The 26,845-nt window shown below is 46.4% G+C and carries 29 protein-coding genes and 5 tRNA genes; 29 read left to right on the top strand and 5 right to left on the bottom strand.

The window, feature by feature from the left end:
- Nucleotides 1-7: 7 nt before the first annotated feature.
- From ACJ28U_RS10905 to ACJ28U_RS10870, 8 genes are read left to right on the top strand one after another with little or no spacing between them, the layout of a single operon-like run.
- On the top strand, nt 8-778 hold the full coding sequence (locus ACJ28U_RS10905) for a ParA family protein (RefSeq protein WP_010375015.1): 771 nt from the start codon (nt 8-10) through the stop codon (nt 776-778).
- Complete coding sequence (locus ACJ28U_RS10900) at nt 765-1,673, top strand: ParB/RepB/Spo0J family partition protein (protein WP_407619286.1); 909 nt, start codon at nt 765-767, stop codon at nt 1,671-1,673. The genes ACJ28U_RS10905 and ACJ28U_RS10900 overlap by 14 nt, the downstream gene beginning before the upstream one ends.
- Nucleotides 1,674-1,688: 15 nt before the next feature.
- Nucleotides 1,689-1,883 carry a DUF951 domain-containing protein gene (locus ACJ28U_RS10895; RefSeq protein WP_010375013.1) on the top strand — a complete coding sequence of 65 codons (195 nt, stop codon included), beginning with the start codon at nt 1,689-1,691 and terminating at the stop codon, nt 1,881-1,883.
- A 24-nt stretch (nt 1,884-1,907) separates the two neighbouring features.
- Nucleotides 1,908-3,011, top strand: a complete 1,104-nt coding sequence (ychF, locus tag ACJ28U_RS10890) for a redox-regulated ATPase YchF (RefSeq protein WP_407619285.1) — start codon at nt 1,908-1,910, stop codon at nt 3,009-3,011.
- A 12-nt stretch (nt 3,012-3,023) separates the two neighbouring features.
- Nucleotides 3,024-3,749 (top strand): DUF1129 family protein, encoded by a 726-nt coding sequence (locus tag ACJ28U_RS10885; RefSeq protein WP_407619284.1) that lies wholly within the window; start codon nt 3,024-3,026, stop codon nt 3,747-3,749.
- 26 nt (nt 3,750-3,775) lie between these two features.
- Nucleotides 3,776-4,465 carry a response regulator transcription factor gene (locus tag ACJ28U_RS10880; RefSeq protein WP_010375006.1) on the top strand — a complete coding sequence of 230 codons (690 nt, stop codon included), beginning with the start codon at nt 3,776-3,778 and terminating at the stop codon, nt 4,463-4,465.
- A gap of 42 nt (nt 4,466-4,507) precedes the next feature.
- A complete protein-coding gene (locus ACJ28U_RS10875) occupies nt 4,508-5,629 on the top strand; it encodes a cell wall metabolism sensor histidine kinase WalK (RefSeq protein WP_010375005.1) in 1,122 nt (373 codons plus the stop codon).
- A gap of 5 nt (nt 5,630-5,634) precedes the next feature.
- Nucleotides 5,635-6,900 (top strand): serine hydrolase, encoded by a 1,266-nt coding sequence (locus ACJ28U_RS10870; RefSeq protein ID WP_407619283.1) that lies wholly within the window; start codon nt 5,635-5,637, stop codon nt 6,898-6,900.
- Nucleotides 6,901-7,326: 426 nt separating this feature from the next.
- Here ACJ28U_RS10870 and ACJ28U_RS10865 read toward each other — a convergent pair whose 3' ends face one another.
- The gene (locus ACJ28U_RS10865; protein WP_099088904.1) at nt 7,327-7,845 is read right to left on the bottom strand and encodes a DUF1836 domain-containing protein; all 519 of its coding nucleotides are present in this window, start codon (nt 7,843-7,845) and stop codon (nt 7,327-7,329) included.
- Nucleotides 7,846-7,919: 74 nt separating this feature from the next.
- Between ACJ28U_RS10865 and ACJ28U_RS10860 the strand changes: the two genes are divergently transcribed.
- From ACJ28U_RS10860 to ACJ28U_RS10845, 4 genes are all read left to right on the top strand, one after another.
- Nucleotides 7,920-8,288 (top strand): hypothetical protein, encoded by a 369-nt coding sequence (locus ACJ28U_RS10860; RefSeq protein ID WP_099088905.1) that lies wholly within the window; start codon nt 7,920-7,922, stop codon nt 8,286-8,288.
- Between the two features lie 94 nt (nt 8,289-8,382).
- Complete coding sequence (locus ACJ28U_RS10855) at nt 8,383-8,862, top strand: RNA polymerase sigma factor (RefSeq protein WP_099088906.1); 480 nt, start codon at nt 8,383-8,385, stop codon at nt 8,860-8,862.
- 1 nt (nt 8,863) lies between these two features.
- On the top strand, nt 8,864-9,682 hold the full coding sequence (locus tag ACJ28U_RS10850; RefSeq protein ID WP_407619282.1) for an RsiV family protein: 819 nt from the start codon (nt 8,864-8,866) through the stop codon (nt 9,680-9,682).
- Between the two features lie 102 nt (nt 9,683-9,784).
- Nucleotides 9,785-11,005, top strand: coding sequence for an MFS transporter (locus ACJ28U_RS10845; RefSeq protein WP_085637232.1), 1,221 nt, complete (start codon nt 9,785-9,787; stop codon nt 11,003-11,005).
- A gap of 65 nt (nt 11,006-11,070) precedes the next feature.
- Here the strand turns inward: ACJ28U_RS10845 and ACJ28U_RS10840 are convergent, their stop codons facing one another.
- The gene (locus ACJ28U_RS10840; RefSeq protein ID WP_407619281.1) at nt 11,071-11,382 is read right to left on the bottom strand and encodes a hypothetical protein; all 312 of its coding nucleotides are present in this window, start codon (nt 11,380-11,382) and stop codon (nt 11,071-11,073) included.
- Here ACJ28U_RS10840 and cas5 point away from each other — a divergent pair.
- A complete protein-coding gene (gene cas5, locus ACJ28U_RS10835; protein ID WP_099088909.1) occupies nt 11,373-11,510 on the top strand; it encodes a CRISPR-associated protein Cas5 in 138 nt (45 codons plus the stop codon). The genes ACJ28U_RS10840 and cas5 overlap by 10 nt on opposite strands.
- A 381-nt stretch (nt 11,511-11,891) precedes the next feature.
- On the opposite strand, the gene ACJ28U_RS10830 is transcribed toward cas5, so the two are convergent.
- From ACJ28U_RS10830 to ACJ28U_RS10820, 3 genes are all read right to left on the bottom strand, one after another.
- Nucleotides 11,892-11,963: transfer RNA gene (locus ACJ28U_RS10830), tRNA-Gln, on the bottom strand.
- 8 nt (nt 11,964-11,971) lie between these two features.
- Nucleotides 11,972-12,054 (bottom strand) — tRNA-Tyr (locus tag ACJ28U_RS10825).
- A 59-nt stretch (nt 12,055-12,113) separates the two neighbouring features.
- On the bottom strand, nt 12,114-12,941 hold the full coding sequence (locus tag ACJ28U_RS10820; RefSeq protein ID WP_407619280.1) for a metallophosphoesterase: 828 nt from the start codon (nt 12,939-12,941) through the stop codon (nt 12,114-12,116).
- A 189-nt stretch (nt 12,942-13,130) separates the two neighbouring features.
- Here ACJ28U_RS10820 and ACJ28U_RS10815 point away from each other — a divergent pair, with 189 nt between their 5' ends.
- From ACJ28U_RS10815 to ACJ28U_RS10740, 16 genes are all read left to right on the top strand, one after another.
- Complete coding sequence (locus ACJ28U_RS10815; protein WP_261720873.1) at nt 13,131-14,576, top strand: peptide MFS transporter; 1,446 nt, start codon at nt 13,131-13,133, stop codon at nt 14,574-14,576.
- Between the two features lie 116 nt (nt 14,577-14,692).
- Nucleotides 14,693-16,240 (top strand): DHA2 family efflux MFS transporter permease subunit, encoded by a 1,548-nt coding sequence (locus ACJ28U_RS10810; protein ID WP_407619279.1) that lies wholly within the window; start codon nt 14,693-14,695, stop codon nt 16,238-16,240.
- A 177-nt stretch (nt 16,241-16,417) separates the two neighbouring features.
- Nucleotides 16,418-17,371: a GRP family sugar transporter gene (locus ACJ28U_RS10805; protein WP_010374993.1), complete on the top strand. Its 954-nt coding sequence runs from the start codon at nt 16,418-16,420 to the stop codon at nt 17,369-17,371.
- A gap of 12 nt (nt 17,372-17,383) precedes the next feature.
- A complete protein-coding gene (locus ACJ28U_RS10800) occupies nt 17,384-18,262 on the top strand; it encodes an ROK family protein (RefSeq protein WP_407619278.1) in 879 nt (292 codons plus the stop codon).
- A gap of 135 nt (nt 18,263-18,397) precedes the next feature.
- Nucleotides 18,398-18,480: transfer RNA gene (locus tag ACJ28U_RS10795), tRNA-Tyr, on the top strand.
- A 9-nt stretch (nt 18,481-18,489) separates the two neighbouring features.
- Nucleotides 18,490-18,561: transfer RNA gene (locus ACJ28U_RS10790), tRNA-Gln, on the top strand.
- Between the two features lie 119 nt (nt 18,562-18,680).
- Nucleotides 18,681-18,752 (top strand) — tRNA-Gln (locus ACJ28U_RS10785).
- A gap of 115 nt (nt 18,753-18,867) precedes the next feature.
- A complete protein-coding gene (locus ACJ28U_RS10780; protein WP_407619277.1) occupies nt 18,868-19,614 on the top strand; it encodes a DUF975 family protein in 747 nt (248 codons plus the stop codon).
- A 68-nt stretch (nt 19,615-19,682) separates the two neighbouring features.
- On the top strand, nt 19,683-20,345 hold the full coding sequence (locus ACJ28U_RS10775; protein ID WP_407619276.1) for an endonuclease III domain-containing protein: 663 nt from the start codon (nt 19,683-19,685) through the stop codon (nt 20,343-20,345).
- 14 nt (nt 20,346-20,359) lie between these two features.
- Nucleotides 20,360-21,241 (top strand): hypothetical protein, encoded by an 882-nt coding sequence (locus ACJ28U_RS10770; protein ID WP_407619275.1) that lies wholly within the window; start codon nt 20,360-20,362, stop codon nt 21,239-21,241.
- Nucleotides 21,238-21,711: a SprT family protein gene (locus ACJ28U_RS10765; RefSeq protein ID WP_099088916.1), complete on the top strand. Its 474-nt coding sequence runs from the start codon at nt 21,238-21,240 to the stop codon at nt 21,709-21,711. Before ACJ28U_RS10770 ends, ACJ28U_RS10765 begins: the two co-directional genes overlap by 4 nt.
- Nucleotides 21,712-21,840: 129 nt before the next feature.
- Entirely contained in the window at nt 21,841-23,724 is a 1,884-nt protein-coding gene (locus tag ACJ28U_RS10760) for an acyltransferase family protein (RefSeq protein ID WP_407619274.1), read from the top strand.
- A gap of 104 nt (nt 23,725-23,828) precedes the next feature.
- The gene (locus ACJ28U_RS10755; RefSeq protein WP_407619273.1) at nt 23,829-24,293 is read left to right on the top strand and encodes a MarR family transcriptional regulator; all 465 of its coding nucleotides are present in this window, start codon (nt 23,829-23,831) and stop codon (nt 24,291-24,293) included.
- 126 nt (nt 24,294-24,419) lie between these two features.
- Nucleotides 24,420-25,367, top strand: a complete 948-nt coding sequence (locus ACJ28U_RS10750) for a metal ABC transporter solute-binding protein, Zn/Mn family (RefSeq protein WP_407619272.1) — start codon at nt 24,420-24,422, stop codon at nt 25,365-25,367.
- Nucleotides 25,367-26,062: a metal ABC transporter ATP-binding protein gene (locus ACJ28U_RS10745; RefSeq protein ID WP_407619271.1), complete on the top strand. Its 696-nt coding sequence runs from the start codon at nt 25,367-25,369 to the stop codon at nt 26,060-26,062. The genes ACJ28U_RS10750 and ACJ28U_RS10745 overlap by 1 nt, the downstream gene beginning before the upstream one ends.
- Nucleotides 26,055-26,837, top strand: a complete 783-nt coding sequence (locus ACJ28U_RS10740) for a metal ABC transporter permease (RefSeq protein WP_407619270.1) — start codon at nt 26,055-26,057, stop codon at nt 26,835-26,837. Before ACJ28U_RS10745 ends, ACJ28U_RS10740 begins: the two co-directional genes overlap by 8 nt.
- The last annotated feature ends 8 nt before the right edge of the window (nt 26,838-26,845 follow it).

Genomic DNA, 26,845 nt, shown 5'->3' with positions numbered 1-26,845 from the left:
GAAATCAATGGGACACGTTATTGCATTAGCTAACCAAAAAGGTGGTGTTGGTAAAACAACGACCACGGTCAATTTGGGAGCGGCCTTGGCGAGTTTGGGTAAATCGGTGCTGATTATCGACACGGATGCCCAAGGAAACGCAACGTCTGGATCAGGCGTCCAAAAGTCAAGCATTGAGCAAGATGTCTATGATGTCTTGGTTCACGATGTGCCATTGGCTGATGTTATTTTGTCAACTTCGCACGAAGGCATGGACATCGTGCCAGCAACGATTCGTTTGGCTGGTGCCGAACTAGAATTGGCTCCGGCGATGGCTCGTGAATTACGTTTGAAAAACGCACTGTCAGGTGTTCGTGAAAAGTATGACTACGTGCTGATTGATAATCCACCTTCACTTGGATTGGTAACAATCAACACATTCTCAGCAGCGGATTCAATTTTGATTCCTGTGCAAGCTGAGTATTATGCGCTCGAAGGACTTGGCCAGTTGATGAACAATATGAAGTTGGTCAAGCAACACTTCAACCCGGATTTGGAAGTTGAAGGGGTGCTGATGACCATGGTTGACCCACGAACGAATTTGTCGGCCGACGTTATTGCGAATGTGCGTGAGTACTTTGGCAGTGATGTGTACGATACCGTGATTCCACGTAATGTCCGTCTGTCAGAGGCGCCATCACGCGGGTTGGCTATTATTGATTACGACCCTAAGTCAAAGGGTTCTGAAGTATACATGGACTTGGCAAAGGAGGTCTTGGCTGCTCATGGCGAACGCTAAGAAGTCAGGTTTGGGAGGCCTTGGTGGTAACGGTGGCGGTCTAGGCGCCCTGTTTGATTCACAAGGTCTTGATACAACCATCGCCACGAACGACTCTGTTCGTGACCTAGCTATCGATAAGATTGTGGCAAATCCGTTCCAACCGCGACATGTTTTTGATCAAGACGCTTTGCAAGATTTAGCGGCTTCAATCAAGGAAAATGGTGTGTTGCAACCGGTAATTGTCCGCCACAATCCAAAAGACAATGCGCAATATGAATTGTTGGCGGGTGAGCGTCGTTGGCGTGCGTCACAATTGGCCGGTATGACTGAAGTACCAGCGATTGTACGTAAGTTAGATGACGATCAGATGTTGCAAGCGGCCATTTTGGAAAACTTGCAACGTGAAGACTTGACGCCCCTTGAAGAGGCCCAAGCGTACCGCGATATGATGGATGCGTTGAAGTTAACGCAAGAACAAGTGGCCAAGCGCTTGGGAAAGGCCCGGTCAGCCGTGGCTAATTTCCTACGCTTGTTGAACTTGCCTGATGAAGTGAAGGACCTCCTGAATGCAGGCGAGCTTTCAATGGGGCAAGCTCGGACGCTACTTGGTTTGCGTAACAAGCGTCGCATTGTGCCAGTGGCCAAGCGCGCCATCGCTGAAGGCATGACCGTGCGTCAATTGGAGCAACTGGTTAATAAGTTGAATGAACAGTCAGATCCAACCAGCAAGGGCGCTGAGGAACCATCAGCATACTTGAAGGCGACGACCGCTGCTCTGGAAGATAAGTTTGGTACCAAGGTCAATGTGACGCGTAATCGCAAGGGCGCTGGTAAAATTGAAATTGCATACTTGTCAGATGATGATTTGAACCGCATCTTTGATGTATTGGGCATTTCATTCGATGAGGACTAAGTGGGGGTTGGATAAATGTACAACTTGCATGATATCGTTGAAATGAAGAAGCCACACGCGTGTGGCGCAAATGAGTGGGAAATTATGCGCGTTGGTGCGGACATTAAGTTGACGTGCCAAGGTTGCGGTCACCAAGTCATGATGACACGCCACGATTTTGATAAGCGCTTGAAGCGTATTTTGCGCAAGGCGTCAGAACAACAAGATTAATTTAGAGAGATAGGTATATAAAAAATGGCTCTTACAGCAGGAATCGTTGGTTTGCCAAACGTTGGTAAGTCAACTTTGTTTAACGCAATCACCAAGGCAGGTGCCGAAATGGCTAACTACCCATTCGCCACGATTGAACCAAACGTGGGAATGGTCGAAGTGCCTGATGATCGTTTGGCTCGTATTCAAGAATTGGTGCCAGCTGACAAGATCGTACCAACGACCTTTGAATTTACTGACATTGCCGGAATCGTTAAGGGTGCCTCAAAGGGTGAAGGTTTGGGTAACAAGTTCTTGGAGAACATCCGTCAAGTGAACGCCATTGTTCACGTGGTTCGTGCGTTCGATGATGATGACATTACTCACGTTAGCGGTAAGGTTGACCCAATCGACGATATCAACACCATTAATTTGGAATTGATTTTGGCCGATTTGGAATCTGTTGATAAGCGTTATGCGACGGTTGAAAAGAAGGCCAAGCAAGCTAAGGATAAGGACGCTGCGGCAGAATTTGAGGTCTTGGCTAAGTTGAAGCCTGTTTTGGAAGAGGGTAAGCCAGCCCGTTCAATTGACTGGAACGAAGACGAGCAAAAGATTGTGCGTGGGTTGTTCTTGTTGACGTCAAAGCCCGTCTTGTACGTGGCAAACGTGGCGGAAGACGATATGGCTGATCCAGAAGCATCAAAGTACTTCCAACAAATCAAGGAATTTGCGGCTGCTGAAAATGCTGATGTCATCGGTATTTCAGCCCGTGCTGAAGAAGAGTTGGCCGGTATGGATGATGAAGACAAGGCCGAATTGATGGAATTGCAAGGCATTACGGAACCAGGTTTGAACCGTTTGATTCGTTCAGCCTACCACTTGTTGGACTTGCGGACGTTCTTTACCGCTGGTGGTAAGGAGACGCGTGCTTGGACGTTCCGTGCCGGTATGAAGGCACCACAAGTTGCCGGAGTTATTCACTCTGACTTCGAGCGTGGCTTTATCCGTGCTGAAACGGTCGCTTTTGCTGATTTGGACGAATATGGTTCAATGAAGGCTGTTAAGGAAGCTGGCCGTCGCCGTTCAGAAGGTAAGGAATACGTTGTACAAGACGGTGATATCATCGAATTCTTGTTCAACGTTTAATTGGGGGACTACATGACAGAATCACAAGAAACGCAAGCTCAACCAGCGTTGCCAACGCGTGCCGATTTGGCAACATCTGGTTTGACGAAGCGTAATCAAGAATTTATTTGGCAAATGGTGCAACTCGTTGATGGGGATGCATCAAAGGCCGGTTTGATTGCCGAAGTTGGGGCAAAGTTGTTGGACGGTCAAAAGACGGGTGCCACAGCGAAGCAATTGTTTAACACGCCAGCTGAATCATTGGGCTTCAAGGCGAAGCAAGCGGCCGAGACGCCAGCCCGTGGTTATGCCACGTACGGCTTCTGGCCATTGATGGTTGACAATGCCATTGCCTTCTTTATGATGTTTAGCTTTATGTTTGGCTTGACGTTGATGTTCAGCAAGGCTAACCAAGCCGGTAGCGCTGGGGCAGCAGGTATCACATCACTTGTTTTGACGTCATTGTTGGGTGGTGTCTTCTTCGCTGCCGTAACGATGACCCTTGCACCAAGCAAGGATGGCGTACAGACACCACTTTGGAAGAAGATTGTGGTTTCTGTTGGTGCGTTTGTCCTTTGGTTCTTGGCATACATGGGCTTCGCCTACTTGCCATCAATCATCAACCCATTGTTGCCAGGTTGGGTCTACTTGATCCTTGCGGTATTAGCCTTTATCGGCTTCCGCTTCTGGCGCGTTAAGACGGGTATTCAAGGTGGGTTCTTGGGTAGTGCAACACGTCCACGTCAAGACACGAAGTAAGCACAGAAATCAGTGAGGGATTAGCCATGAAGATTTTGATTGTTGACGATGATCACGAAATTGCTGAATTGCTTGAAATCTACGTGAAGAACGAAGGTTACGAGCCAGTGATTGCCAGTGATGGTAGGGAAGCGATGACAAAGATTCGCACGAACCCTGATATTGGTTTGATTATTTTGGATATCATGATGCCTGATATGAACGGTACGGAAGTGTTGAAGGAAGTTCGTAAGGACAACCCCGTGCCAATCTTGATGTTGTCTGCTAAGTCAGGTGCGATGGACAAGATTCAAGGGTTGATTACGGGAGCGGATGACTACGTAACGAAGCCATTCAACCCACTTGAAGTAATGGCCCGTGTTCGTGCATTGTTGCGTCGTGCCCAAAACGGTATGGCACAAGCAACGCCAGAAGTCTTGGACATTGGACCTTTGACGATTAACAAGGATAGCCATGAAGTTAAGACGGCTGACGGTGTTGAGGTTAACTTGACGGCGTTGGAGTTCGGTATCTTGTATTTGTTGGCCTCACACCCAAATCGTGTGTTCAGCGCTGACGACATTTTCGAACGTGTTTGGCAACAAGAATCAGTTGTGTCTGCTAAGACAGTTATGGTGCACGTTTCACACTTGCGCGATAAGTTGGAAGCGGCAACTGGTGGTAACCAAGTGGTTCAAACCGTTTGGGGTGTTGGTTACAAGATTGAAGTTTTGTAAGGTATAGATTTGCATCTATGCAATAGAAAGTGAGAAGTAGGGATGAAACTTAGTGTACTGGATTGGCTCCTGTGGGTGGTCAAGGCAGTCGTTTCGGCCCTGCTTTTTGTATTTATGGGCATTGGGGGCATCTTAGTCACCCGTTCAGCCTGGACAAGTGCCAACTGGTTGCTTGAATTACAAGCGGCTTGGGCACAGCAACAACCACTTGTCATTATCGTTGGCTTAGTGGTCGTTGTGTTGTGGCTGTTGTTGATTCGCCATTTCTACGAAGCAGTATTGCTTAACCGCTTAATCGAAGCGGTGAGTGATTTGGCACCACGTGTTCGTGATACAGAAAGTGAAGGATTGCCGGAAAAGCGTTGGGGACGTCGGTTGCGGCCCCTCGTAACGAATGTGAATGGCGTTTTTGATGCCGCACAAGCTGCAATGGCTGAAGAACGTGAGATTGAGCGTTCAAAGGACGAAATGATTACGAATGTGTCGCACGATTTGCGGACACCATTAACATCAATTTTGGGGTACTTAGGCCTGATTATTAATGATGAAGATGAAAAGTTAGCACGCAAGGATTTGGTGAAATATGCTAACACGGCCTTTTCGAAGGCGGGCCAAATGAAGTCTTTGGTTGAAGATCTGTTTGATTACACACAGGTCCACCAGGTTGATTTCAAGTTGCGTTGGGCGCCGTTGGATTTAGCGGCCATGTTGCAACAATTGGCAGTTAACTACGAGTTAGAAGCTAAGAATAAGCACGTTGTTGTCTCAGCGGTTACCAATCCGGATACGATTGAAATGGTTGGGGATCCTGACCGTTTGGCACGTGTCTTTATGAATTTGATTAATAACGCTTTGAAGTATGGCGATGGCGCAACATTTGTGCGGTTGACAGCCAAGACTAACAAAAGCGAAAATTATGTAGAAGTTCGCGTGCAAAATAACGGTGAAAAAATTCCAGCCGATTCAATCAAGCGGTTGTTTGATCGCTTTTATCGGGTGGAAAGTTCACGGAATACCAAGACGGGTGGGACCGGCCTTGGGTTAGCAATCGTGAATGGCGTTGTCGAGGCACATGGGGGGACGGTGCGAGTTGAGTCAGATGATGATTTGACAAGTTTCATTGTCCAATTGCCTTTACAACCAGAACTAGGAAACGAGGCCTAAGAGATATGACAAAGCGTGTGTGGGCAGGCTTGCTGGCGGGAATTCTATTAGTGACAGGGATTGCTACGTCGGCATCAGCTGCAACGGTGACGCCCAAAGTGGACGCGCAAAGTGCAGTGGTGGCCGATGTGCAGACTGGCCAGGTGTTAGCAGATAAAAATGGTAATGAGCGGATGCCGATTGCCTCAATTTCAAAATTATTGACGGTTTATTTGGTTGAACAAGCCATTAAAGAGGGGCGTCTGTCGATGCAGTCACAAATTAAAGTGCCAGCTTCGATTGTCGCTATTAGTAACGAGCCAGCTTTGGCTAATGTGCCTCTTAGCACGGACCGTACCTATACGATTCAAGAGTTGATGGAAATGGCGTTGATTAAATCAGCGAATGCAGCGGCGTTAGCGTTGGGCTATGCCGTGTCTGGTACGGATACGGGTGTTAACCAACAAATTCAAGATTTGCTAACCAGATGGGGCATCAAGGATACAACCATTGTATCTGGTGCCGGTTTGACGAATGGTGATATGGGTGCGTTAACGAATCCTAAGCTGGGGGCAGATGTTGAGAACGAACTGTCGGCCCGTGAATTGGCGATTGTTGGTCGTCATTTGGTGACTGATTACCCTGAAATCCAACAGATTACGAGTATGCAAACGGCGGAGGTTCCAAGTGGGGATACCGGAACTGAAACAATTGAAAACTCAGATAAATTGTTAGCTGATGGCCAAGGATATAAGTTTACCGGTCTTAAAACAGGCTATGCCTTGTCGGTTCACAGCACGTTTATTGGGTTAACAACCTTGGAAGGTCGCCAAGTGGTGACGGTAGTGCTTGGTAGTGACCACACATTCTCACAAACGGTGGCGATGTTGAATGCGGTGAAGTCAGCGATGACAGTTAAGACCTTGGCTAAGGGAACGGTTATTCAACGTGTGCAAGTTGAAGAAGCTCGCGATGGGGAAGAGCGTTTCCCAATCGTTACGAAGACGGCAGTCTCAATGTTCGTGCCAACCGCATTACGTGACGGCAAACTCAACATGACGATTCGGTCAAATAACGATATGATTGCGCCAATTGCGAAGGGGCATGTTGTTGATCACCAAGAAACGGTTTTCGTTGATGGGGGCACAACAGCCGAACGTAACGCAGCGAATGACTATTTAGCAAGTCCGCCTAAGGTAGATTTGATCATGACCCGTGATGTTGCACAAGCATCACAAGTTGTACAATGGTACCGCGATGCGAAGCGCGTCATTATGAGCCTATTTGAATAAATACCAAAAAAGCACAACGCCTAATGCAGGTGTTGTGCTTTTTGAATTTGGTTAACATATGTCGTGCTGCTGCACGAGCAACAGGTTGTTCTCTGTTGGTTTTGCCTATCAAAGTGCTGAGAAGGGGAAACATGAATGGACGTGTAACCCTATTCAATGATAATCAAACAAATAGAGACTATCTTGGCTGCTGGCATGGGGGTGGGGAAGTGACGTAGCGATTGTAGCAGGGTAACTCACAAGTTCGGCCGACCGCCGGTTAGATAAGGCGATACGGCCCCTGACCCTTAGCATAATTATTTGGGTGCTAGCCGGTGCTCGCGCCGGCGGAGTTGCCCGGATGCAATCTTTGTCGGAGGCGCTTCCCCACCCCCATGCCTCGTCGCAACGCGACGACCCCACAACCCAACTCGCAAAACCAGAAGACTACTTCTTAGTAGGCACTTCCTTGATTGGGTTGCGTTCACGCATGAGGGCCAGTAACTTCTCAGCTTCCATTTTGTGGAAGACGACGTTGGCAGCGTCGCGCATTAGCTGAAGATCAATGTTGTCAGGATCAAATTCAACTGGCACAGGCCCTTGTAAACGCGCCATCAACGCATCAACGAACGCGTTGTACGCCTTCTTAGGGTAATCACCAATCGTCACTTGATCGATGGCTGCACGGATTTCTTCCAGTGAGAAGACGGGCTTCATCAATGAAATAATCAAGATATCCGCAATTTGCATCGTTTGGTACTTCTTTTTAACGGGTGCCAAGATGACCTTTTGCTTAACATAATTGTTAATCATCGTTGACGTGACAGCCGGCATGTTTAAAGGTGCCAAGACTTCATTTACATATTCAACGACCTGATCCATGTACAAGTCAAATGTTGGCAAGTCCTCCCAGTGTGGGAATTCGACTTCCTTTAGGCCTTCGCGCCATGATAGATATTCGTTCATTTGGCAGATTGTCCTTCCGTGGTATACTTTATATGAATTAATTTTACCACATCTAGAGTGAGGAACTATATATAATGTTTGAATCTACTAAGTCACGCGTTGTTACTGAAGAACTTGCTAAGCGACTACCTGAGGAAGCGCAGACTGCAGTTTGGGGAATGTTTGATACGATGATGAACTACAAGGCCATCATGTTCCCTGAAGTTGAGATTTGGTTTGCGGATGACTACACAGATAGTATCGTGGGTGTGATGTTCGTCCAACACGATGGTGATTTCCAACAAGAGATGGAAATGCCTTACTCTGGTGACCACTCATGGTTGGGCAAAGGATTGATTGTCTCAATCCGTGATGAAGATAATATCGTCATGGACGTGTCAGCACGCGTCTTGGCATACGAAGCAGCTGTTGCGGAAGAAGAAGCTAACAGCGACGCCGAGTAATAAAAAACACGCTTAACGGCGTGTTTTTTTAATTTTGAAACTATTCCATGCATCACAGCGTCTAATAAGTGTTGAAAGTTAGGGGGAACGTAACATGCGTGAAGAATTAATCGCAACGCTGAAAGAAAATCAAACGGCGTTGTACCGCGTTGCGTTAGGCTACGTTCACACGGAAGCAGAGGCGCTGGATATCGTGCAAATCAGTGCTGAAAAAGCGTTACGTCAAGTTAGACAGGTGAAGGAGAAACAATATCTCAAGACCTGGCTGTTTCGAATTTTGATTAATACAGCCATCGATGCACAACGTAAACAAGCTCGCCGTCATGAAATTGGTGACGAGGTCTTAACGTTTATGCCAGCTTTGGCGGGAGTTGCACCAGAAACCCGCTTAGCACTTGAACAAGCGGTGAGTGATTTGTCTGATAAAGAACAGGCGATTATTCGGTTGCATTTTTTTGAAGATCAAACCTTTGGGGAAATTGCGCTGACATTGCAGTTGTCTGAAAATACGGTCAAAACAACGTATTATCGCAGTCTGAAGAAATTGGAAGCCTTGATGGACGGGGGAATTTAACATGACTTTAGCAGATTTGAAGATGCAGTATACACAACAGGACATTCCAACTGAAAAGTTGACGGCTGTTATCAACCAAGCGATTGTAGCAACTGAACCAAAGCGCAAGCGCTTGAACTGGTGGCAATCATCAGTGATTGGTGTCGGTGCTGTAGCAGCAGTTTTTACGCTGGCGCTTAACACATCGTATTCATTCGCGAATGCATCAGAACGGGTGCCAGTTGTGCGTGATGCCGTGAAAGTTTTATTGTTCCGCGAGTACAAGCATGTCGACAAGACGTCGTATGCGGATATTAAGGTACCCTTGTTGACGAACCTACGTGACCGGCAATTATCTGATAAGTTAAATACGGCCTATGCAGAAGAGGGTCGCGCATTATACGAGTCGTTCATGAATAAGACCAATGATACGCCCAAGTCGATGACACAAACCTATGCTGAAAAGGTGAACAATGAGCAGCTGCTTGTGCTGGAACGTCGTCAGGATATCTCGTCGGCCGATACCGCTACGAAGCTGCGTTACACAACAATTGATAAGCAAAATGGGCTGGTCGTAACACTGCCGATGCTATTTAAGGCGAACGCCTATCAGGCAATTTTGAAAAATTATGTCAATGAACAAATCGCAGCGTCGAAGCAGTATGACACACCGGTCGCAGCGATTGGACCTAAGCAGACGTTCTATATTAATAACAAGGGTGAACTCGTGTTGGTTTTCCAGCGTGGTGAAATTGCGCCGATGTATGTTGGTGCAGTTGCGATGACCATTCCAACTGATGAGATTGATAGCCAATTGATATCACATGCTTACGTGAAGTAATTAAATCTAATTGAATTATAATATAACCGCTGTTTTGTGTATGAACAGCGGTTTCTTTGTGTTATGCTAATTAGATTATGACAGAAAAAGGAGGGCGGAAAGTTGCAAGATTTCATGCAGTTGGATCGTAATTTGAAGCTGCGATCATTAACTGTTTTTCTAACAGTCTTACTGGGTAGCTCAATTGGGCCAAACGTAACGGTTTATTACGTTGAATATTTTGGGGCCTTCATTACCGGTTTTTTGCTGATTGCTGTTTCGGTAGCTGGTTTTATTGCCGGGCTGTACGGCGGTCACTTAGCCGACGTTTTGGGGCGAAAAAAGACCATCTTGATTGGCTCGGCCATGATTATTGGTGGCTATGCGCTAGCTATGCTGATGAATTCGCCGTGGTATACCAATCCGTACATCACCTTTGTTGGGTTCCTGACTGCTTCGGTTGGGGCGTCGTTCGCTGACCCGGCTGAGCAAGCGATGATGATTGACTCGTCAACATTGAAAAATCGTAAGTTTGTCTTTGCGTTGATTTATTGGATCATTAACATTGGTGTGATGATTGGGGCAGCCGTTGGGGGTTGGTTCTTCCGCGATTACCTCTTTGAATTGTTAATGGGATCAATGATTGTCGGCATTATTAATGCAGCGATTATCAAGTGGGGGATGTCGGAAACGCTGGATATGACCACCGTTAAGACGAATTCGTCAGTCTGGAGTGCTATCAAGTCATACGGGCATGTGCTGACGGATAAGCGTTACTTGCTATTCATGTTCGGAACGATTTTCTCGGTCGTGGTTTATTCACAACCAGATTTCTATTTGGCAGCGCACTTGGCAGAATCGTTCCGCGACTACACGCTGTTTGGCATTCATTTCTATGGTCAACGGATGCTGTCGTTTATGCTGGTGATTAATACGGTCTTAATCGTCTTAACGATGTCAGCATTTAATCATATGACAAATCGCTGGCCGCTAATCCGTGGTTATATGATTGGAACATTCTTGCAAGGCCTCGGGTTTGCCATGGCCTTCTTGCTCCGTGACTTTTGGCCACTGGCCTTTACGGCGGTTGTCTTCACAGTTGGTGAAATGATTAATGTGCCATCAAGTCAGACGTTGCGTGCGGATATGATGAACCCTGAGAAGCTCGGGGCTTACTCAGGCGCCTTTGCTGCGACGCGGCCGCTGGGAAATATTGTCGCCGGTGTGATGGTGTCAGCCTCACACTTTGTTGGCAATATCGGTGCTGCTGTCATGTTGATGGTTGGGGTGCTAATTGCGATTTATTCAGTTGCCACTGCTGCCAAAATGAAAGCGTCATTTTAATAGTTGATTATATGAGAATAGCCGCAGGATCATGATGTTACATGATCCTGCGGCTATTTAATTTGTTAGTTGGCTTTGTCTTTCTTATGATTATCGACTTTTGATGTCTTAGTATCGGCAGCTTCACTTTTAGCTTCAGCTTTGTCCGCAGCCTGTTGTGAGGATAGGGCCTTCGACAGATCGGTTGCGTTATCATTCGCTGCATCTACGGCGCTCTTAGCAGAGTCTTGTGCGGCCTTGGCTGCATCATTTGCTGTTTTAACAGCAGCTTCTGCAGAAGAACGTGCCTTGGTGAGTTCGGAAGACTTCTTATCAAGCGCAACTTGTAGCGAAGAGGCTTTGTCCGCTGACTCATCGGCGTTCTTAAGTGCCGTCACGTAATCTTCGCCACTTTTGGCGGCTTTGTTTAACAGATCAACGCCGCCGTTCGTTGCCAATACCAGGCTATACAGGTTTAAAGCTGATTGCCAATTGTTGTGGCGAATTTCTTTGTCCGCTCGCTTAAGGTAGTTAAGTTGCTCAAGGGCGGTGCGGTTTTCGACGGAAACGCGAACACTGCGCGCTGCAGAATAGTAGATAGCAGCATCTGACCAGTTGTGGGCCGCGACGGCATTACGCGCATTACGCATATTGCCTTGATAGCTTTTGTTTTCATTGAATGCATCAACACCCCAGTAGATCCCGGCTGCAGTTGCAGCGAGGGCGATTAGGGTGATGACAGTCCACTTAAGTTTCATGTGACCTCCTTAAAGATAGAACGCTTACCATTGTACAGGAAAAATAGTGCGAAAAACAGGACAAACATGAAATTAACCGCATTAATCAGGCTGTAAACTAAAAAATATAACAAAAAAGCCGACAAGCAAATGCTCATCGACTTCGTTAGCTGGGATAGCTGGATTCGAACCAGCGATACACGGTACCAAAAACCGATGCCTTACCACTTGGCCATATCCCAATAATAAATGGGGGCTATAGGATTCGAACCTATGAACCCGAAGGAATGGATTTACAGTCCACCGCGTTTGACCAGACTTCGCTAAACCCCCATCATATAAACGCTTTAGCGATATGTATCGCCTCAACGAATATATACTATACAGAATATTTATTTAGATGTCAACACTATTTCTTGAACTTTGTTTTGCCAAGCATCAAAGAAGTTATCAGCGGTCCATTCTTGCAAGCGTCGGCGGTTATAACCAACGCTGGGGTTGTAGTAAATAACCCCATTTTTTTCACGTGGTGGCACGGTGACGTGAATGTGACCGTAAAAGACATGACGCACATTGTCATAACTTTCGAGTAGTTCGCCAGTGCGTGGAGACCCTAAGACGCCGTTCACAGTTGCCCAGCGTCGATCGCCGATTGGGAAAATTAATTCATCACCAATTGGTGCAAAGTGGGTCATGAAAATGACTTGCTTACCGGCGGCCTGCGCGTCATCGAGGAGTACCTTCATTTGGGCTAACCCTAAATCCATGCGCTCCGGATCAGTCATTGGTTGTTCAATAATCCGGTCGTAGTAAAAACCACGGCGGAAGGCAGCAACATCTGCCGGGTCAATGCCTCGAGCAAATAAGTAATCATACCAACCATTGTGGCCGATAATCCGCCAATCCGTGCCAGGGATGTCGACGTACTTATTATGAAGGTAAAAATCATTAACGGGTGATTCGAGCTCGGCAAAATCCGTGCCGCGACCCATGTCGTGATTACCAGCAATAAACAAGACTTTGGTCTGGTCGCCCAGGTTTTCTTGTAAATCACTCACATATGCCATTGATTTCTTAAAATCGTTAAATAGGTCACCAGCAATTAGGTAATAATTAACGTTCATTTCTAGAATTTTTTGTGTTTGTTTCGCTAAAATTTCGGCGGGCTCTTGCTTATTTATGTCCAAGTGATTGTCACTTGTAACAGCGATTTTAACCATGATATCGCCTTTCTTTCCTGATATATCAATTCATTGTACCAAACGCGAAACTATCCTTGTAGGAAAAAGTAAAATCAATTTCTGATACCTTCTTGTGGAAATGAAGAAATTCAAGTAAACTTAATAAGTATTTTCTAATGAATTAGTTATGTTAAAACAAATAAATATAAATTCGTAAGGAGCTTTTCTATGGAATCAGAAAAGAAATTCCTGGGACAACCACGTGGTCTACAAACATTGTTTATGACCGAAATGTGGGAGCGTTTCAGTTACTATGGTATGAAGGCCATCTTGCTTTACTACATGTGGCATTTGATTGCGACAGGTGATTTGAACGTCACAAAGGCAACGGCAGCTTCAATCATGGCCATCTATGCGTCAATGGTTTACCTATCAGGTGTTGTCGGTGGTTTCATCGCTGACCGTTTGCTAGGGCAACGTCGCACGGTCTTCTGGGGTGGTGTGTTGATCATGTTTGGTCACATCGCCTTGTCATTGCCATTCGGCGCCCCAGCCATGTTCGCATCAATGATTTTGATTGTGTTGGGAACTGGTTTGTTGAAGCCTAACGTTTCATCATTGGTTGGGTCACTTTATAAAGATGGTGATTCAGCCCGTGATGCTGGGTTCTCAATCTTCGTCTTCGGAATCAACTTGGGTTCATTTATCGCCCCATTGCTAGTTGGTTGGACGCAAGAGCAAGCCGGCTTCCACATCGCCTTCTCATTGGCTGCTATTGGTATGTTCTTCGGATTGTTGCAATTCCACTTTGGTGGCAAGCACTTGCACGAAGATTCAATGTACGCCCCAGATCCATTGCAACCGCAAGAAGTGAAGCCTTTGGTCACGAAGATTGTCCTTGGTGTCATCGCCTTTGCGTTGGTTGTCTTGTTGATGGTTTTGATGGGCTGGACGAGCTTGCAGAACTTCGTTAACCTGTTGACGATTGTCGCTATTTTGTTGCCAATCGGTTACTTCACGTTGATGATTACGTCAGCTAAGGTTAACAAGGAAGAGCGTTCACGCGTTGTCTCATACATTCCATTGTTCTTGGCGGCTGTGTTGTTCTGGGCCATTGAAGAACAAGGATCAATCGTTTTGGCAACTTTTGCTGCCGAACGTGTTGATACGTCATGGTTCCCAGCGTCATGGTTCCAATCATTGAACCCATTGTTCATCATGCTATACACGCCATTCTTTGCCTGGTTGTGGGTTAAGTGGCAAAAGAACCAACCATCTTCACCAATGAAGTTTGCGATTGGTTTGATGTTCGCCGGTGCGTCATTCTTGTTGATGGCCTTGCCTGGTGCAATGTTTGGTACGGCTGGTAAGGTGTCACCACTTTGGTTGGTTGGCTCATGGGCCTTGGTTATCATCGGTGAAATGTTGATTTCACCAGTTGGTTTGTCAGTTACAACGAAGCTAGCGCCTAAGGCATTCATGTCACAAATGATGTCAATGTGGTTCTTGGCTTCATCAGCTGGTTCAGCGTTGAACGCCCAGTTGGTAACGTTGTACAACCCTAAGAACGAAGTAGCTTACTTCGCTTGGTTCGGAATCGCCTCAGTTGTACTTGGTGTAGTCTTGGTATTCTTGGTACCACGCATCAAGCGCTTGATGGCCGGTGTTAAATAGTAAATGAAAAGAGCAGTTGATGATTTTCCATCAGCTGCTCTTTTTCTGTTGGAAAAGTAAGTAAAAGCGCCTATAATCAATTCTTGTCGAAAAAAATAAGAATTAGGTGGAAGAGAATGACAGAAGAGAAGTCATACAAGAAGTGGTTAGCCTTGGCAGCCATGTCTTTGGGCGTCTTTATGGCCTTGTTGGACGTTACGGTTGTGAATGTGGCATTGCCAACGATGGCGGTTGATTTTAAGACAACGTTTAATAATCTGCAATGGGTCCTAAATGCGTACACAATCGTGTTTGCGGTCATGTTGCTGATTGTGTCGAAGCTTGGTGATATGTTTGGTCGTAAGAAGATATTTATCGCCAGCATGTTCGTTTTCGTCATTGCCTCAGCGGTTAACGGGATGGCAACGTCACTAACAGTGCTCGACATTGGGCGCGGGGTCCAAGCGATTGGAGGCTCAGGCTTGATGTCATTGGCAATGGCATTGGTTGCTTCAAACTTTGAAGGTCGCGAGCGCGGTACAGCGCTAGGAATCCTAGGTTCTGTCATTGGTTTGTCGACGGCGTCAGGCCCCTTGGTGGGTGGTTACCTAGTTGAAGCCTTTGGTTGGCCATCAATCTTCTATATTAATGTGCCCGTCGGTATCATCGCGGTTATCATGACGTGGATTAACGTTAAAGAAACGCCAAGCTATGGTAAGGGTCAAAAGATTGATTTCGTAGGTATGCTCTTGTCAGCGGCAGCCTTGTTCTCAGCTGTGTATGGTTTGATTCAAAAGGAAAGCCACGTGCACTGGGCGTGGACTGACGCCCGTATCGCCGGTTGGTTGATTGCAGGTATCGTCTTGGCAGTTATCTTCGTGTTGGTTGAGTTGCGTGTGAAGACGCCAATGATGAACTTGAAGATGTTTAAGAGCGTTAACTTTGTGGGTGCTGTAATCGTTGCCTTTACGTTGGGAGCTGGTGTGTATGCCATCAACGCCTATCTAACGGGGTTGATGCAAAATTACATGGGCTACACGGCATTCCAAACTGGTTTGCGTCAGCTAGTGATTTCAATTTGGTCACTGATTTTGGGACCGGTAACCGGTATCTTGGGTAACAAGTTCTCAAAGAAGTGGATGATTTCAGGCGCTTTGTTGCTTGGTGGAATTGGCTTCTTGTTGCTGGCCAACGCCATGACGACGAAGCTAACGTTTAGCCAATTGGTACCAGCAATGGTCTTGATGGGATTGACGAATGCGATCGTTAACCCGATGTTGAATACGGCTGGGCTTGAAGGTGTTGCCCCATATGAAATGGGGATGGCAGCTGGGTTGCTTAATGTTTTCCGCCAATTCGGTGTATCGTTCGGTGTCGTGATGCTTGGTTTGACCCAGACGAATCACTATGAAGACTACTTGAATGCGCACCTTGGAACGGTCAAGATGCCTGAAGCGGCAGCGACTGGCTTGCACAAGGCCTTGGTTGAAGCTGGGCCATTTTCTGGCCACGCGGTTGCCTTTAGCGATCGCCTGACTAAGGCACCGTTCGCGTATGACTTCCAACAAGTCGTACTACATGGTTATGATAAGGGCATGATTGCAGTGGGGATTACCGCTGCAATTACGGTCTTTATTGGTGCAATTGGTGCCGCGCTCTTTATGCGTGACCGTAAAAATGCTTAATTAAATACAATTAATTTTTAAACACCCGATTGTCTGTTTGCTTACAGAAATCGGGTGTTTTTTGACTAAATTATCTAAAAAATGACGGGAAATTAAAAAATGTTAATTGTGTAAGCGGTTTCAAACGGGTAGCGTAGTAGGTGTTGAGTGGCAAATTTTTTGATTAGGGGAGCTATTATGTCAATTTTAATCGCATTAGTGCCGGCATTAGCGTGGGGTTCTGTTGGAATCGTTACGACTAAAGCCGGTGGAACTGCGGCGCAAGGAATTATGGGGATGACCATTGGGGCCATCATACTTGGTTTTGGTACCTTGGCCTTCTTCGTTATTCCGAATGCCGGGATGGATTATGCATTTAATTCACGGATTTGGATTGTTGGATTTATTTCAGGTTTGATTTGGGCGGTTGGCCAGGTTGGCCAACTGATTGGCTTTAAGAAACTAGGGGTGTCGATTGGAAATCCGCTTTCGACATCCGGGCAAATCGTTGGGAACGCTTTGATGGCCGCGGCAGTGCTTGGTGAATGGCACACGGGTCGGATGTGGTTCTTCGGGGTCTTGTCAATTGCGCTGGTAACAGGTGGTGCTTTGTTGACGACCGTTCGCGATAAGAACGCGCCAGCGGAAACGAACCCAGAGCGTGACTTCAAGGGTGGTGTTTCAGCGGTTATCGTGTCAACACTAGCCTTTATGATGTACTTTGTGTTGCCTAACTTGCTTAACAAGTGGGGCTACATCTCAGATGCCGTTCACAACCAAAATAATGGATTGGACTATATGACAGCGATTGTGGCACCACAATCAGTTGGTCAAATTCTAGGTGCTTTGTTGATTGTAGCGTTCTACTTTAAGGAAACGAACAACATCATGAAGTCTGGAACGGCACGTCAAGTCATTACTGGTTTGGTATGGGCATTGGGAAATGTCTTTATGTTCATCTCAACTGGAAATCCAGACGTTGGGCAAGCAACGGCGACGACATTGTCACAAACCGGTATTATTGTTGGAACCTTTGGCGCCATCTTTATTCTTGGTGAGCATAAGACAAAGCGTCAAATGGGGTACATTTTGCTTGGAACGGTGTTGGTAATTGTTGGTGCAATTTTGATTTCAAAGTTGTCAGTGTTATAGGAGGAATAAATCATGTCACTTTTGGGGGCTATTGAAGCAGGTGGTACGAAGTTTGTTGTTGCGGTTGCGGACGTTAATGACCCGGATACGGTCATTGCACGTGAGAGTTTTCCAACCTTAGATGGTGCGGGAACGCTTGCACAAGTCATCGCATTCTTTGATCAATACGAGGATATTGCGGCAATCGGGATTGCGGCCTTTGGACCAATTGATATTAACCCAGACAGTCGTACTTATGGTTATGTGTTGGATACGCCTAAGCGTGGTTGGTCAGGTTATGATTTCTTGGGTGCTATGAAGGCTTGGCGTGACATCCCTTACTTCTGGACGACAGATGTGAACGGTGCAGGCTGGTCAGAATACGTTTCTGGGGCGGCTTCAGATGTTGAAAACGTGGTATATCTGACAGTTGGAACTGGGGTAGGTGCTGGTATTATCCAACACGGTCACTTGTTGAGTGGTAACTCACACCCTGAAGCTGGGCACATTATGATGCGCAAGCACCCACAAGATAACTATGCAGGGCATTGCCCATTCCACGGGGATGCGTGCTTAGAAGGTTTGGCTGCCGGCCCAGCGATTGAAGATCGTTGGCACGAATCAGCTAAGTCATTGCCAGATGATCACTTGGCCTGGGAAATCGAGGCCTACTACTTGGCCCAAGCGGCTGTGACATACACCGTCACGTTGCGCCCAGACCGCATTGTTTTCGGTGGTGGTGTGCCACACCGTGAAGTCTTGTTGCCAATGGTGCGCAAGGCGTTTGCAGAACAATTAGCTGATTACTTGCCAGTTGATGATTTGGATAAGTACATTGTTACCGTGGGAAACGGTGACAATGCGGGAGTTCTTGGTTGCTTCTACTTGGCTAAGAGTTTGCTAGCAGCATAATAAATAGCAGAAAAAAGACTAGGGTAACCTGGTCTTTTTCTATTTGCATCATATATTTTGCAATAATAATGATTTAATTTCAAAAAAGGGGTTGCCAACTTGTGGGATACTTGGTAATATATATCTTGTTGTTGCGGGGGTTTAGCGAAGTCTGGTCAAACGCGGTGGACTGTAAATCCATTCCTTCGGGTTCATAGGTTCGAATCCTATAGCCCCCATCGCATCATTGGGATATGGCCAAGTGGTAAGGCATCGGTTTTTGGTACCGTGTATCGCTGGTTCGAATCCAGCTATCCCAGCTGATGAAAGTCGGTGAGCGAATACGCTTGCCGGCTTTTTTGTTGCTTTTAAAACGACTGTCAAAAATTGTTGACACAAAAAGTAAGCAGCGTTATTATAATATTCGTTGAAAAATGATTGGGATATGGCCAAGTGGTAAGGCATCGGTTTTTGGTACCGTGTATCGCTGGTTCGAATCCAGCTATCCCAGCTACTGAGGGCGGTGTGCAGCAATGCACGCCGCCTTTTTTGTTAAATAACCGTAAATCCCCGCTAAGTCGAGTATGTTAAACTAATAGCTAGAGTAAAGGGATATAGATAAGGATATGGGTATGCTAAGCAATTATGATTTGAAGATGCGCGCACGGTCGCGTGTTAAAGGACCGGCCTTTGGCATTTCGCTGAAAATATCATTGATTTTGATTTTATGGCAAATTGTCTCAACGTTCTGGGACGGCCAACGAACACCAAATCCAAGTTCTTTGGGCTTTGGTGAGTCGGTTCAGTATTTGTTCGGGATGTTCACAACAAGCATGGTGAGTGAAATTATCTTTGGTGTCTTTGGGCTAGGCACGGTGTGGGCCTTTGTTGAATGGCGTCGGTCGCAAGAAGCGCCAGCGAACCCCGTACAAGCGAGTTTGAAGTTCTGGGGCCGTGAGACGTTGGTTGACGTCGTTGTATTGTATGGCCTACGTTTCTTGTTCACAGTATTGTGGACCTTCTTGTTGATTGTGCCGGGAATTATTAAGTCATTTGCATACTCGCAAGCGGGCTTGATTTTCGCAGAAGACGTTAAAAATGGTGCTAAAATCACGAGCTTGTCAGAATATTTGACACGCTCACAAGACTTGATGCAAGGCTACAAGGGACGCTTTTTCTGGCTACAATTGAGCTTTATCGGTTGGTGGATTTTGGTTGCGCTGACCTTTGGGATTGCCGCAATCTACGTAATTCCGTATTACAATGCAACGATGGCGGAATTCTACATAGAGGTGGTTCGCGAACGTCGTTATGGTGCGCGTCGCCCAGCCGGTGACACCGAAATGCCAGCTGACGAGAATGATGAACTATAATAGATAGCAACGAAAGGTTAGGGTTTACTCTAGCCTTTTATTATTGAGATTAAAGCGAGATTGAGACAATGAAGACGTTAGATGTACGAGGGTTGTATGAGCAACTCTATAATCAAATGGGGCCCCAACGCTGGTGGCCGGCTGAACGCTGGATGGAAACAATTGTCGGCAGTATTTTAATTCAAAATGCGTCAGCCAAGACTGTCGATCCAGTCATTGAGAAGGTTGGACGTGAAACGGGCTTTGATCCACAAGTCCTGATTGGCTTATCGCAAGAAGGGCTGGAACAACTCATTTTTGAAGCGGGCCTTTATCGTAGCAAGGCAAAGTATTTGCGAGCGTCATTAGAATTCTTTGGTCAATATGATTTTGACTTGGCGCCATTGCAAGCGTTGGAAACTGCTGAACTACGCAAACGCATTCGTGCTGTGAATGGGATTGGTAATGAGACAGCGGATGTGTGGTTGGTATACATATTTGGTCGAGCCCAATTTATTGCGGATTCCTATTCACGCCGATTAATGAATTTCTTGGGTGGCCCTGAGAAGTTGACTTATGAAAAGGTCCAAAAAGTCGTGATGAATAATTCTGATTTCACACCAGATGAAGCGCGTGAGTTTCATGCGTTGATTGACGAATTCGGTAAGTTATACCTGCGTAATCGCGACCAATTCTTAACGAGTTGGCTTCGGGATGCCAATTTTAATGAACATATTTTGAATCAATTTTAGTAAAGGAGCTCTTGATGGCTAAGAAAGTCGCTGCCTATAAGAAAATCCGACCACCGCGTGTGCGGGTTGGTCGTAATAATGATGCTGGTTATGCCATTCGGGTCGATGTGACGGATACACGGGCAGACATTTATCAGCCTTACACTCACCCGAAAGCGGATCAAAAGGTTCAAATCGACTTTCTCGACCATCAAGAAGTGGCCAGTCGGCGGATTTGGCAACAATTTATCCAGCAAAATGCGGCCCGGGTAACGGAACCGGATGTTGATTTGGTGAGCGTGCAATCTGCCCGACAGTCGGGGAGTGTGTATGTGAGTTTTGTGCAACATGAAAAGCCAGCCTACCAGACCCTCCGTATTGCGCACCATTTAGGGCCAAATTGGCAAAAACTGCCCGTTATTCAAACACGATTCTTGCAACAAGCGACTGAAGTTGGTGATTGGGTACGCAAAGTGGTGGCGGGTCAATCATTCGTGCCGTTTACGTTTGAAATGTACACTTGGTTACGTTGGTGGTCGCAACCTGGTCTGACACAAACCCTCGAAAAACACGGTAAGCATTGGCTTGTTGCCAAGGGGGATCAGCACGACGGTGTATCGGCTGAACAAGTTAATGTCGCGTTGCAGTTACAGCACGGTGCGCTATTAGTACCACGTGGCGCACAAATGGTTGTTAGCGACACGGGGATTGCGGTGATGAATTACTTTGCCCGTTACTATGAAGCGCAGTTTGCGAAGGCGTACGGCGCTGATAGCGTTTGGCAAGCTGGTACGCTGCTTGAGTCAGCCTCAGCGGACACTTTAGGACAGTTTAGTACTGCCAAGGTGAAAAAGCGTCAGGCGGTGAAGATTCCGAATCGCATACCGAAAGATTATCGTGGGGATCGTTGGGGATGACAAACGCTGAACTACAACAACTCGTTGAAAAATTGTCGTTGGCTGATTTTGGCCGGCCGTTCCAACACCAAGCGACCTTTAACCGGCGTCTGCGGACAACCGGTGGTCGCTATGTGCTACAAACGCACAATTTGGAAATTAACCCCTTGATGATTGAAGAGTTTAACGAAGCAACGTTGATTGGTGTCATTAAGCATGAGTTAGTGCACTACCATAACCACATCCAAGGGCTACCTTATCAACATAAGGATCGTTATTTTCAAAGTGAGTTACAACGGATTGCTGGTTTGAAATATGCGCCGGCTACGTCGAAAGCCAAAGTACGCCAACAACCGAAACATTTATGGGTGTATACCTGCAAAAATGGTCATGAAATTTACCGCCAACGCCGGATTAACGAATTTCGGTATGTCTGCGGGATTTGCGGCGCCCCAATTCGACTCACTGGTGAACTAAAACGTGACGTCTAACTGCTGCAAAAAGTTTCAAGCCTAAAGGAAACCCTAAAAGCCAGCAATATCGCTTGCTTGTAGCTAGATAGTAACGTTATTATAGAATTTAGTTTTAATAAGTGAACTGAATGTAGGAAGAGAAGAAAAATGGGGCAAAATTCTGCAGGAAAGCGACGGTATATTACAGGTTTTGACGGCTTACGCGCCATCGCTGTAATCGGGGTTATCGTATTTCACCTTTGGCCGAACCGCCTAACGGGCGGTTGGTTAGGGGTGCCGTTGTTTTTTGTGTTATCCGGATATCTAATTACGGATTTGTTAATCCAAGAATATGATCGCAACGGGCGAATTGACTTGATTGGGTTTTATCGACGCCGAATCAAACGACTATACCCAGCATTGGTGGTAATGTTATTTGCCACGGCAACGATGATTGGGCTATTCGCACGCGATTTACTTTATAATTTACGCGCAATTATTAGCAGCAATATGCTGTACATATATAATATTTGGGCGACGAAGCACGGTGAGTCATATTTTGACTCATGGGGTGGTGCTTCGCCATTTACCCACTTATGGTCATTATCAATTGAAGGGCAATTCTACTTCATTTGGCCAATTATCGTCTTTATCGTGTTGGCATTGCGTATTAAGCGAACGAAGGTATCGATTGCAATTTTGGTTGTTGCAACGCTATCAGCGATTTGGATGGGGATTATGTATGACCCTGCTAATATTAATCGCGCTTATTACGGGACGGACACGCGTATTTTCGCGGTACTGTTTGGAACGGCCTTAGCGTTTACGTGGCCCTCAAATCGGATGAAAATGACGTTGTCACCACGTGTAAAACGCAACTTGGATATGTTGGGGATTGGTAGTTTGGTACTAACGATTATTGGGTTCTTTTGGCTTAATGGTCAGTGGTCAGCAACTTACATGGGCTTGATGTTTGTCTTTACGGCAGTCATTGCGGGCTTGATTGCGATTACGTCGCACCCGGCATCCTTCCTGAGCCACGCCTTGGATAACAAGGTGCTGAATTATCTAGGAACGCGTTCATATAGTATCTATTTGTATCAGTTACCAGTCTTTGTATTCTTCGACAAGTTTACGCATCATAATGATTCATTCATCGTGAACTTATTGAAGATTGCGGTCGTCTTGGGAATTGCGGAATTGAGTTATCGCTACGTCGAAAATGTTTTCCGTCGTTTCAAGAAGCCAGCTATGCAACCAGGCGTAACGCTGAAGGCGCGTTTCTTTGCGAGTCGCCAAGCCAAAATTATGGCGACTGTCGCAGCAGTGTTCTTATTGGGAACGGTTAATGCAGTGGCTGCCAAGCAATCAGCCAAGCCACGCCCTGAAACGCAATTGCAAAAGCGTCTCCACGCCAATGCATCGGAGATTAGTGCGAAAAATAAGCGTGCACTTGAGGCTGCAAAGGCATCAAATGCGAAGAAGAAGTCAGCTAAGAAGAGTTCAGCGGCAGCTAAGGCGGTTGACCCGGCCTTGTTAAGTAAGTACGGTCTAACTAAGGATCAACTTGGCAAGATTAGCGGTAACGCGGTCACGGCAGTTGGTGACTCAGTCATGGTTGACGTCGCGCCAGACTTGCAAGAATTAATGCCGAACACGGTCGCAGATGCCGCAGTTGGTCGTCAGGCCTACTCGGTACCGGGTATCTTGCAATCATATGCTGGTCGTGGGGTCTTGGCGCCGAACGTCGTCATTTCGATTGGTACGAACGGTACGATTGGTGAAGATGTCTTTAAGCAAATCATGAATACAGTCGGTGACCGCCAAGTTTACTGGGTTAACGGTTATGCAGATCGTTCATGGATTGCGACAAACAACCAATTCCTAACTAGCCAAGCAAGTCAGTATCCAAATCTGCACATTGTGGATTGGTATGATGCTGTTAAGGACCACGGCGATTGGCTGGGCGACGATCATGTCCACCCAAATCCAAATGGTTCGGTACAATACGCAGCTGAGATTGCTAAGGCAATGGCTGATAGTAAGAAATAATCAAGAAAACGTCTGTAGCGATACAGGCGTTTTTTGCTGTTGTCAAAAAAGTAAGTCCATGTTATTCTTAACTGGTTAATTAACCGGTAAAGGAATGTGGTGACATGGCAACAGAGGAATATGCAGAACAGTTAGATCAGTTTTTAAATGATGTCCGAGTAATGGCAGAAAACCAACGTGAAATCTTGTTGGGTGAGTCAAATTCGGCAATTACAACAACGCAAGGTCACGTCTTGATGCTGCTTGCTCAGAATGGCCCACAAACGAATTCAGAGTTAGCCCGTGCGTTGGGTGTATCTGGCGCAGCGATTACGAAGGCGATGAAAGGCCTGATTGGTGAAGAAGAACCAATGGTGAATGCAATCCCGGACCCCGATGATGGGCGTGTGAGTCGCTGGTCATTAACGGGACTCGGCATCTCGATGGCTTCGGCCCACGCACAACGCCACCGTGAGACATTAGCAGAATATCAAAATGTCTTTGCGGTCTTTACTGAATCTGATCAAACTGCGATTAGCCATTTTTTGACGCTGGTCGCTGATCGGTTGCATGGGGACACAGACAACTAATAATTACTGGGATGGAGGCCGTTAAGGTAACTTCAAGCTTACGTCATTATGGTGAAATGGCGAGTTAATTGACTTGAGAGGAAGTGAGTTGGTTGATGGATAACCGACTTCACGGAGGAAATAGACATGAAGAAACAGAACCGTCGCTGGGTATTGGCAATCCCGGCCGTTGCCGTTGTTGCGATGATTGGTGGCGTGATTTATCAAGCCGCTACGAAGAATGCCACTGATCGTCAGTCCGGCAAAATCAAAGTTGTCGCAAGTTTAGATAGTTATGGTGAAATCGCAAAAGCGGTTTTAGGTAACCAAGGTTCTGTGACCAGTGTGATGGATGATCCAGATATGGATCCACACGAATTTGAGCCGACAACATCAGATACTAAGCTCTATCAACAAGCCAACGTCATCATCTCGAATGGTGGTGGCTTTGATAATTGGAGTCTGAACTTTGCTAAGCAAAATAAAGATGCCAAAGCTGTGTCATTAGCTAAGTTGTATCACTATACCGATGGTGGTCATGACTATGAAACGGATCACGAACATGATGACGACGCAATTGGTAACGAACACTTCTGGTATAAGACGGATGCGGCTGAGCGGCTGTCAAAGCAGTTGGTTAAGACATACGCGCAGTTGGAGCCAAGTAAAAAAGCTTACTTCCAAGCCAACGCGGATAAATACATGGCCAGCTTAACTGACTTGCAAGCCATGCAAAAGCAAGTAAAGGCTGATTTAAAAGGCAAGGCCGTGATGGCAACTGAGCCAGTGTTTGATAATACGTTGATTGATTTGGGGGCCACGGTCTTGAACCAATCATTCTCAAAGGCGGTTGATGAGCACCAAGATCCGACGCCAGCAGACATTCGCGCTTGGAATAGTGCGATTGATGATGGCAAGGTGGCGGTGGTGATTTACAATCCACAATCAACGGGCAAGTTAGCCAAACAAGCTATGCAGTATGCTAAGGATCATGACGTGCCGGTTGTGCAAGCGACTGAAACACGACCAAAGGGTGATACGTATGCAGAGTGGCAATATAAGCAATTGAAAGCATTGTACGAGGCATTAAAGTAATGACAATTTTAACTGGTTTGGGTGTAGGCATTCAGTTTGGGGAGCGGTGGTTATACCAAGATGTCGCATTTAAACTTGAAAAAGGTCGCGTGCTCGCACTGATTGGGGATAATGGTGTGGGTAAAACGACGTTACTACGTGCCATCTTAGGCCAGTTAGAGCTAACCGCCGGTGAATTAGACTGGCAAATTGACGCCAAAACCCGCATGATTAGCTACGTACCGCAGTATCGCCCAGATATGCAGGCGTTTCCGCTAAAAGTAACTGATTTTGTGTCGTTGAGTTTCGACAAAGGGATTTTGCCCTGGTTGAAGACAACTGAAAAAGAACGTCTCCAGCATGTGCTAGCCGATACGCACTTAACAAAAATCGCGAATGCGCGGATTGACACGGCATCGGGTGGCGAACGCCAACGTGCGTATTTAGCACAAGCGTTGGTACAAAACCCAAATGTGCTCATCTTGGACGAAGCCACGGCCAATTTGGATAATGTGGCGAAGTATGAATTGATGAATGTGGTGCGTGATTATCGTGACCATCACGATTTGACGACCATCATGGTCAGTCACGACTTGGATATTATCAGTAAATATGCGGATGACTATCTGTTGTTGACGCCAAATGGAAGTGAGTTTGGTCCGATTGACCAACTGGATATGACAAAATTGAAAGTAGGTAATCAAGATCATGCTTAATTATCCATTTATGCAAAACGCCTTTGTGGCGGGGACGTTGATTGCCATTGTCAGTGGCTTTGTTGGGTCGTTTGTGGTTGCGCGCCGGATGTCATTTTTAACCCACACGTTGAGTGAAATTGGGTTTGCTGGGGCGTCATTCGCGCTCTATATGAGCTGGTCGCCGTTAGTGGGGATGCTCCTGTTTTCAGTTGGGGCCTCGATGACCGTTGGTGAAATGGGCGTCAAAGAAAGTCGCTCTGAATCGCTAATTTCAGCGGTGAGTGCGATTGCGATTGGACTAGGAATTGCCTTCCTGGCCTTATCAAAGAAGAACGCCACCGCTGCGACGGGGATTCTGTTTGGTTCGATTTTCAGCATCAGCCGTACGGATGTGGTTGAAGTGGTCGTGCTAGCTATCTTGGTTTTGTTAATCGGGTTAGCAATGTTTCGGCCGCTGCGCCACTTTGCCTTCGACTACAGCACGGCACTGTTTAGTTTGAAGCACATCCGCTTTATTGAAGTGGCATTTTTGGCCTTGATGGCAACAACGGTGGCGGTTTCGGCCCAAGTGGTTGGGTCATTATTGATTTTCATCTTGATGATTTTACCGGCCAGCTCAGCAATGCGCTGGGGTCGGACCGTTTGGCAAATTATTGGCCTCGCCATTTTGTTTGCCGTGGTTGGGGTCTGGGCGGCGCTGGTATTGTCATACACGTTTAACCTACCCGTCTCATTTTTCATTGCCATTATTGAAGCCGGCATTTATTTTGTCAGCTTGATTGGTAAGAAATAAGCCGGAAT

It is taken from the genome of Weissella sp. MSCH1, assembly GCF_045799135.1.
Classification (GTDB): Bacteria; Bacillota; Bacilli; order Lactobacillales; family Lactobacillaceae; genus Weissella.
Note: the sequence above shows the minus strand (reverse complement) of the source record. Positions and strands in the feature narration are given on the sequence as shown.

Coding starts and splice junctions, on each gene's coding strand:
- ACJ28U_RS10860 (WP_099088905.1), top strand. CDS start 7,920: ATGTTTGAATCTACTAAGTCACGCGTTGTTACTGAAGAACTTGCTAAG.
- ACJ28U_RS10740 (WP_407619270.1), top strand. CDS start 26,055: ATGCTTAATTATCCATTTATGCAAAACGCCTTTGTGGCGGGGACGTTG.
- ACJ28U_RS10875 (WP_010375005.1), top strand. CDS start 4,508: ATGAAACTTAGTGTACTGGATTGGCTCCTGTGGGTGGTCAAGGCAGTC.
- ACJ28U_RS10765 (WP_099088916.1), top strand. CDS start 21,238: ATGACAAACGCTGAACTACAACAACTCGTTGAAAAATTGTCGTTGGCT.
- ychF (WP_407619285.1), top strand. CDS start 1,908: ATGGCTCTTACAGCAGGAATCGTTGGTTTGCCAAACGTTGGTAAGTCA.
- ACJ28U_RS10815 (WP_261720873.1), top strand. CDS start 13,131: ATGGAATCAGAAAAGAAATTCCTGGGACAACCACGTGGTCTACAAACA.
- ACJ28U_RS10775 (WP_407619276.1), top strand. CDS start 19,683: ATGAAGACGTTAGATGTACGAGGGTTGTATGAGCAACTCTATAATCAA.
- ACJ28U_RS10885 (WP_407619284.1), top strand. CDS start 3,024: ATGACAGAATCACAAGAAACGCAAGCTCAACCAGCGTTGCCAACGCGT.
- ACJ28U_RS10750 (WP_407619272.1), top strand. CDS start 24,420: ATGAAGAAACAGAACCGTCGCTGGGTATTGGCAATCCCGGCCGTTGCC.
- ACJ28U_RS10805 (WP_010374993.1), top strand. CDS start 16,418: ATGTCAATTTTAATCGCATTAGTGCCGGCATTAGCGTGGGGTTCTGTT.
- ACJ28U_RS10780 (WP_407619277.1), top strand. CDS start 18,868: ATGGGTATGCTAAGCAATTATGATTTGAAGATGCGCGCACGGTCGCGT.
- ACJ28U_RS10760 (WP_407619274.1), top strand. CDS start 21,841: ATGGGGCAAAATTCTGCAGGAAAGCGACGGTATATTACAGGTTTTGAC.
- ACJ28U_RS10865 (WP_099088904.1), bottom strand. CDS start 7,845: ATGAACGAATATCTATCATGGCGCGAAGGCCTAAAGGAAGTCGAATTC.
- ACJ28U_RS10855 (WP_099088906.1), top strand. CDS start 8,383: ATGCGTGAAGAATTAATCGCAACGCTGAAAGAAAATCAAACGGCGTTG.
- ACJ28U_RS10850 (WP_407619282.1), top strand. CDS start 8,864: ATGACTTTAGCAGATTTGAAGATGCAGTATACACAACAGGACATTCCA.
- ACJ28U_RS10895 (WP_010375013.1), top strand. CDS start 1,689: ATGTACAACTTGCATGATATCGTTGAAATGAAGAAGCCACACGCGTGT.
- ACJ28U_RS10755 (WP_407619273.1), top strand. CDS start 23,829: ATGGCAACAGAGGAATATGCAGAACAGTTAGATCAGTTTTTAAATGAT.
- ACJ28U_RS10745 (WP_407619271.1), top strand. CDS start 25,367: ATGACAATTTTAACTGGTTTGGGTGTAGGCATTCAGTTTGGGGAGCGG.
- ACJ28U_RS10810 (WP_407619279.1), top strand. CDS start 14,693: ATGACAGAAGAGAAGTCATACAAGAAGTGGTTAGCCTTGGCAGCCATG.
- ACJ28U_RS10905 (WP_010375015.1), top strand. CDS start 8: ATGGGACACGTTATTGCATTAGCTAACCAAAAAGGTGGTGTTGGTAAA.
- ACJ28U_RS10820 (WP_407619280.1), bottom strand. CDS start 12,941: ATGGTTAAAATCGCTGTTACAAGTGACAATCACTTGGACATAAATAAG.
- ACJ28U_RS10880 (WP_010375006.1), top strand. CDS start 3,776: ATGAAGATTTTGATTGTTGACGATGATCACGAAATTGCTGAATTGCTT.
- ACJ28U_RS10770 (WP_407619275.1), top strand. CDS start 20,360: ATGGCTAAGAAAGTCGCTGCCTATAAGAAAATCCGACCACCGCGTGTG.
- ACJ28U_RS10900 (WP_407619286.1), top strand. CDS start 765: ATGGCGAACGCTAAGAAGTCAGGTTTGGGAGGCCTTGGTGGTAACGGT.
- ACJ28U_RS10800 (WP_407619278.1), top strand. CDS start 17,384: ATGTCACTTTTGGGGGCTATTGAAGCAGGTGGTACGAAGTTTGTTGTT.
- ACJ28U_RS10870 (WP_407619283.1), top strand. CDS start 5,635: ATGACAAAGCGTGTGTGGGCAGGCTTGCTGGCGGGAATTCTATTAGTG.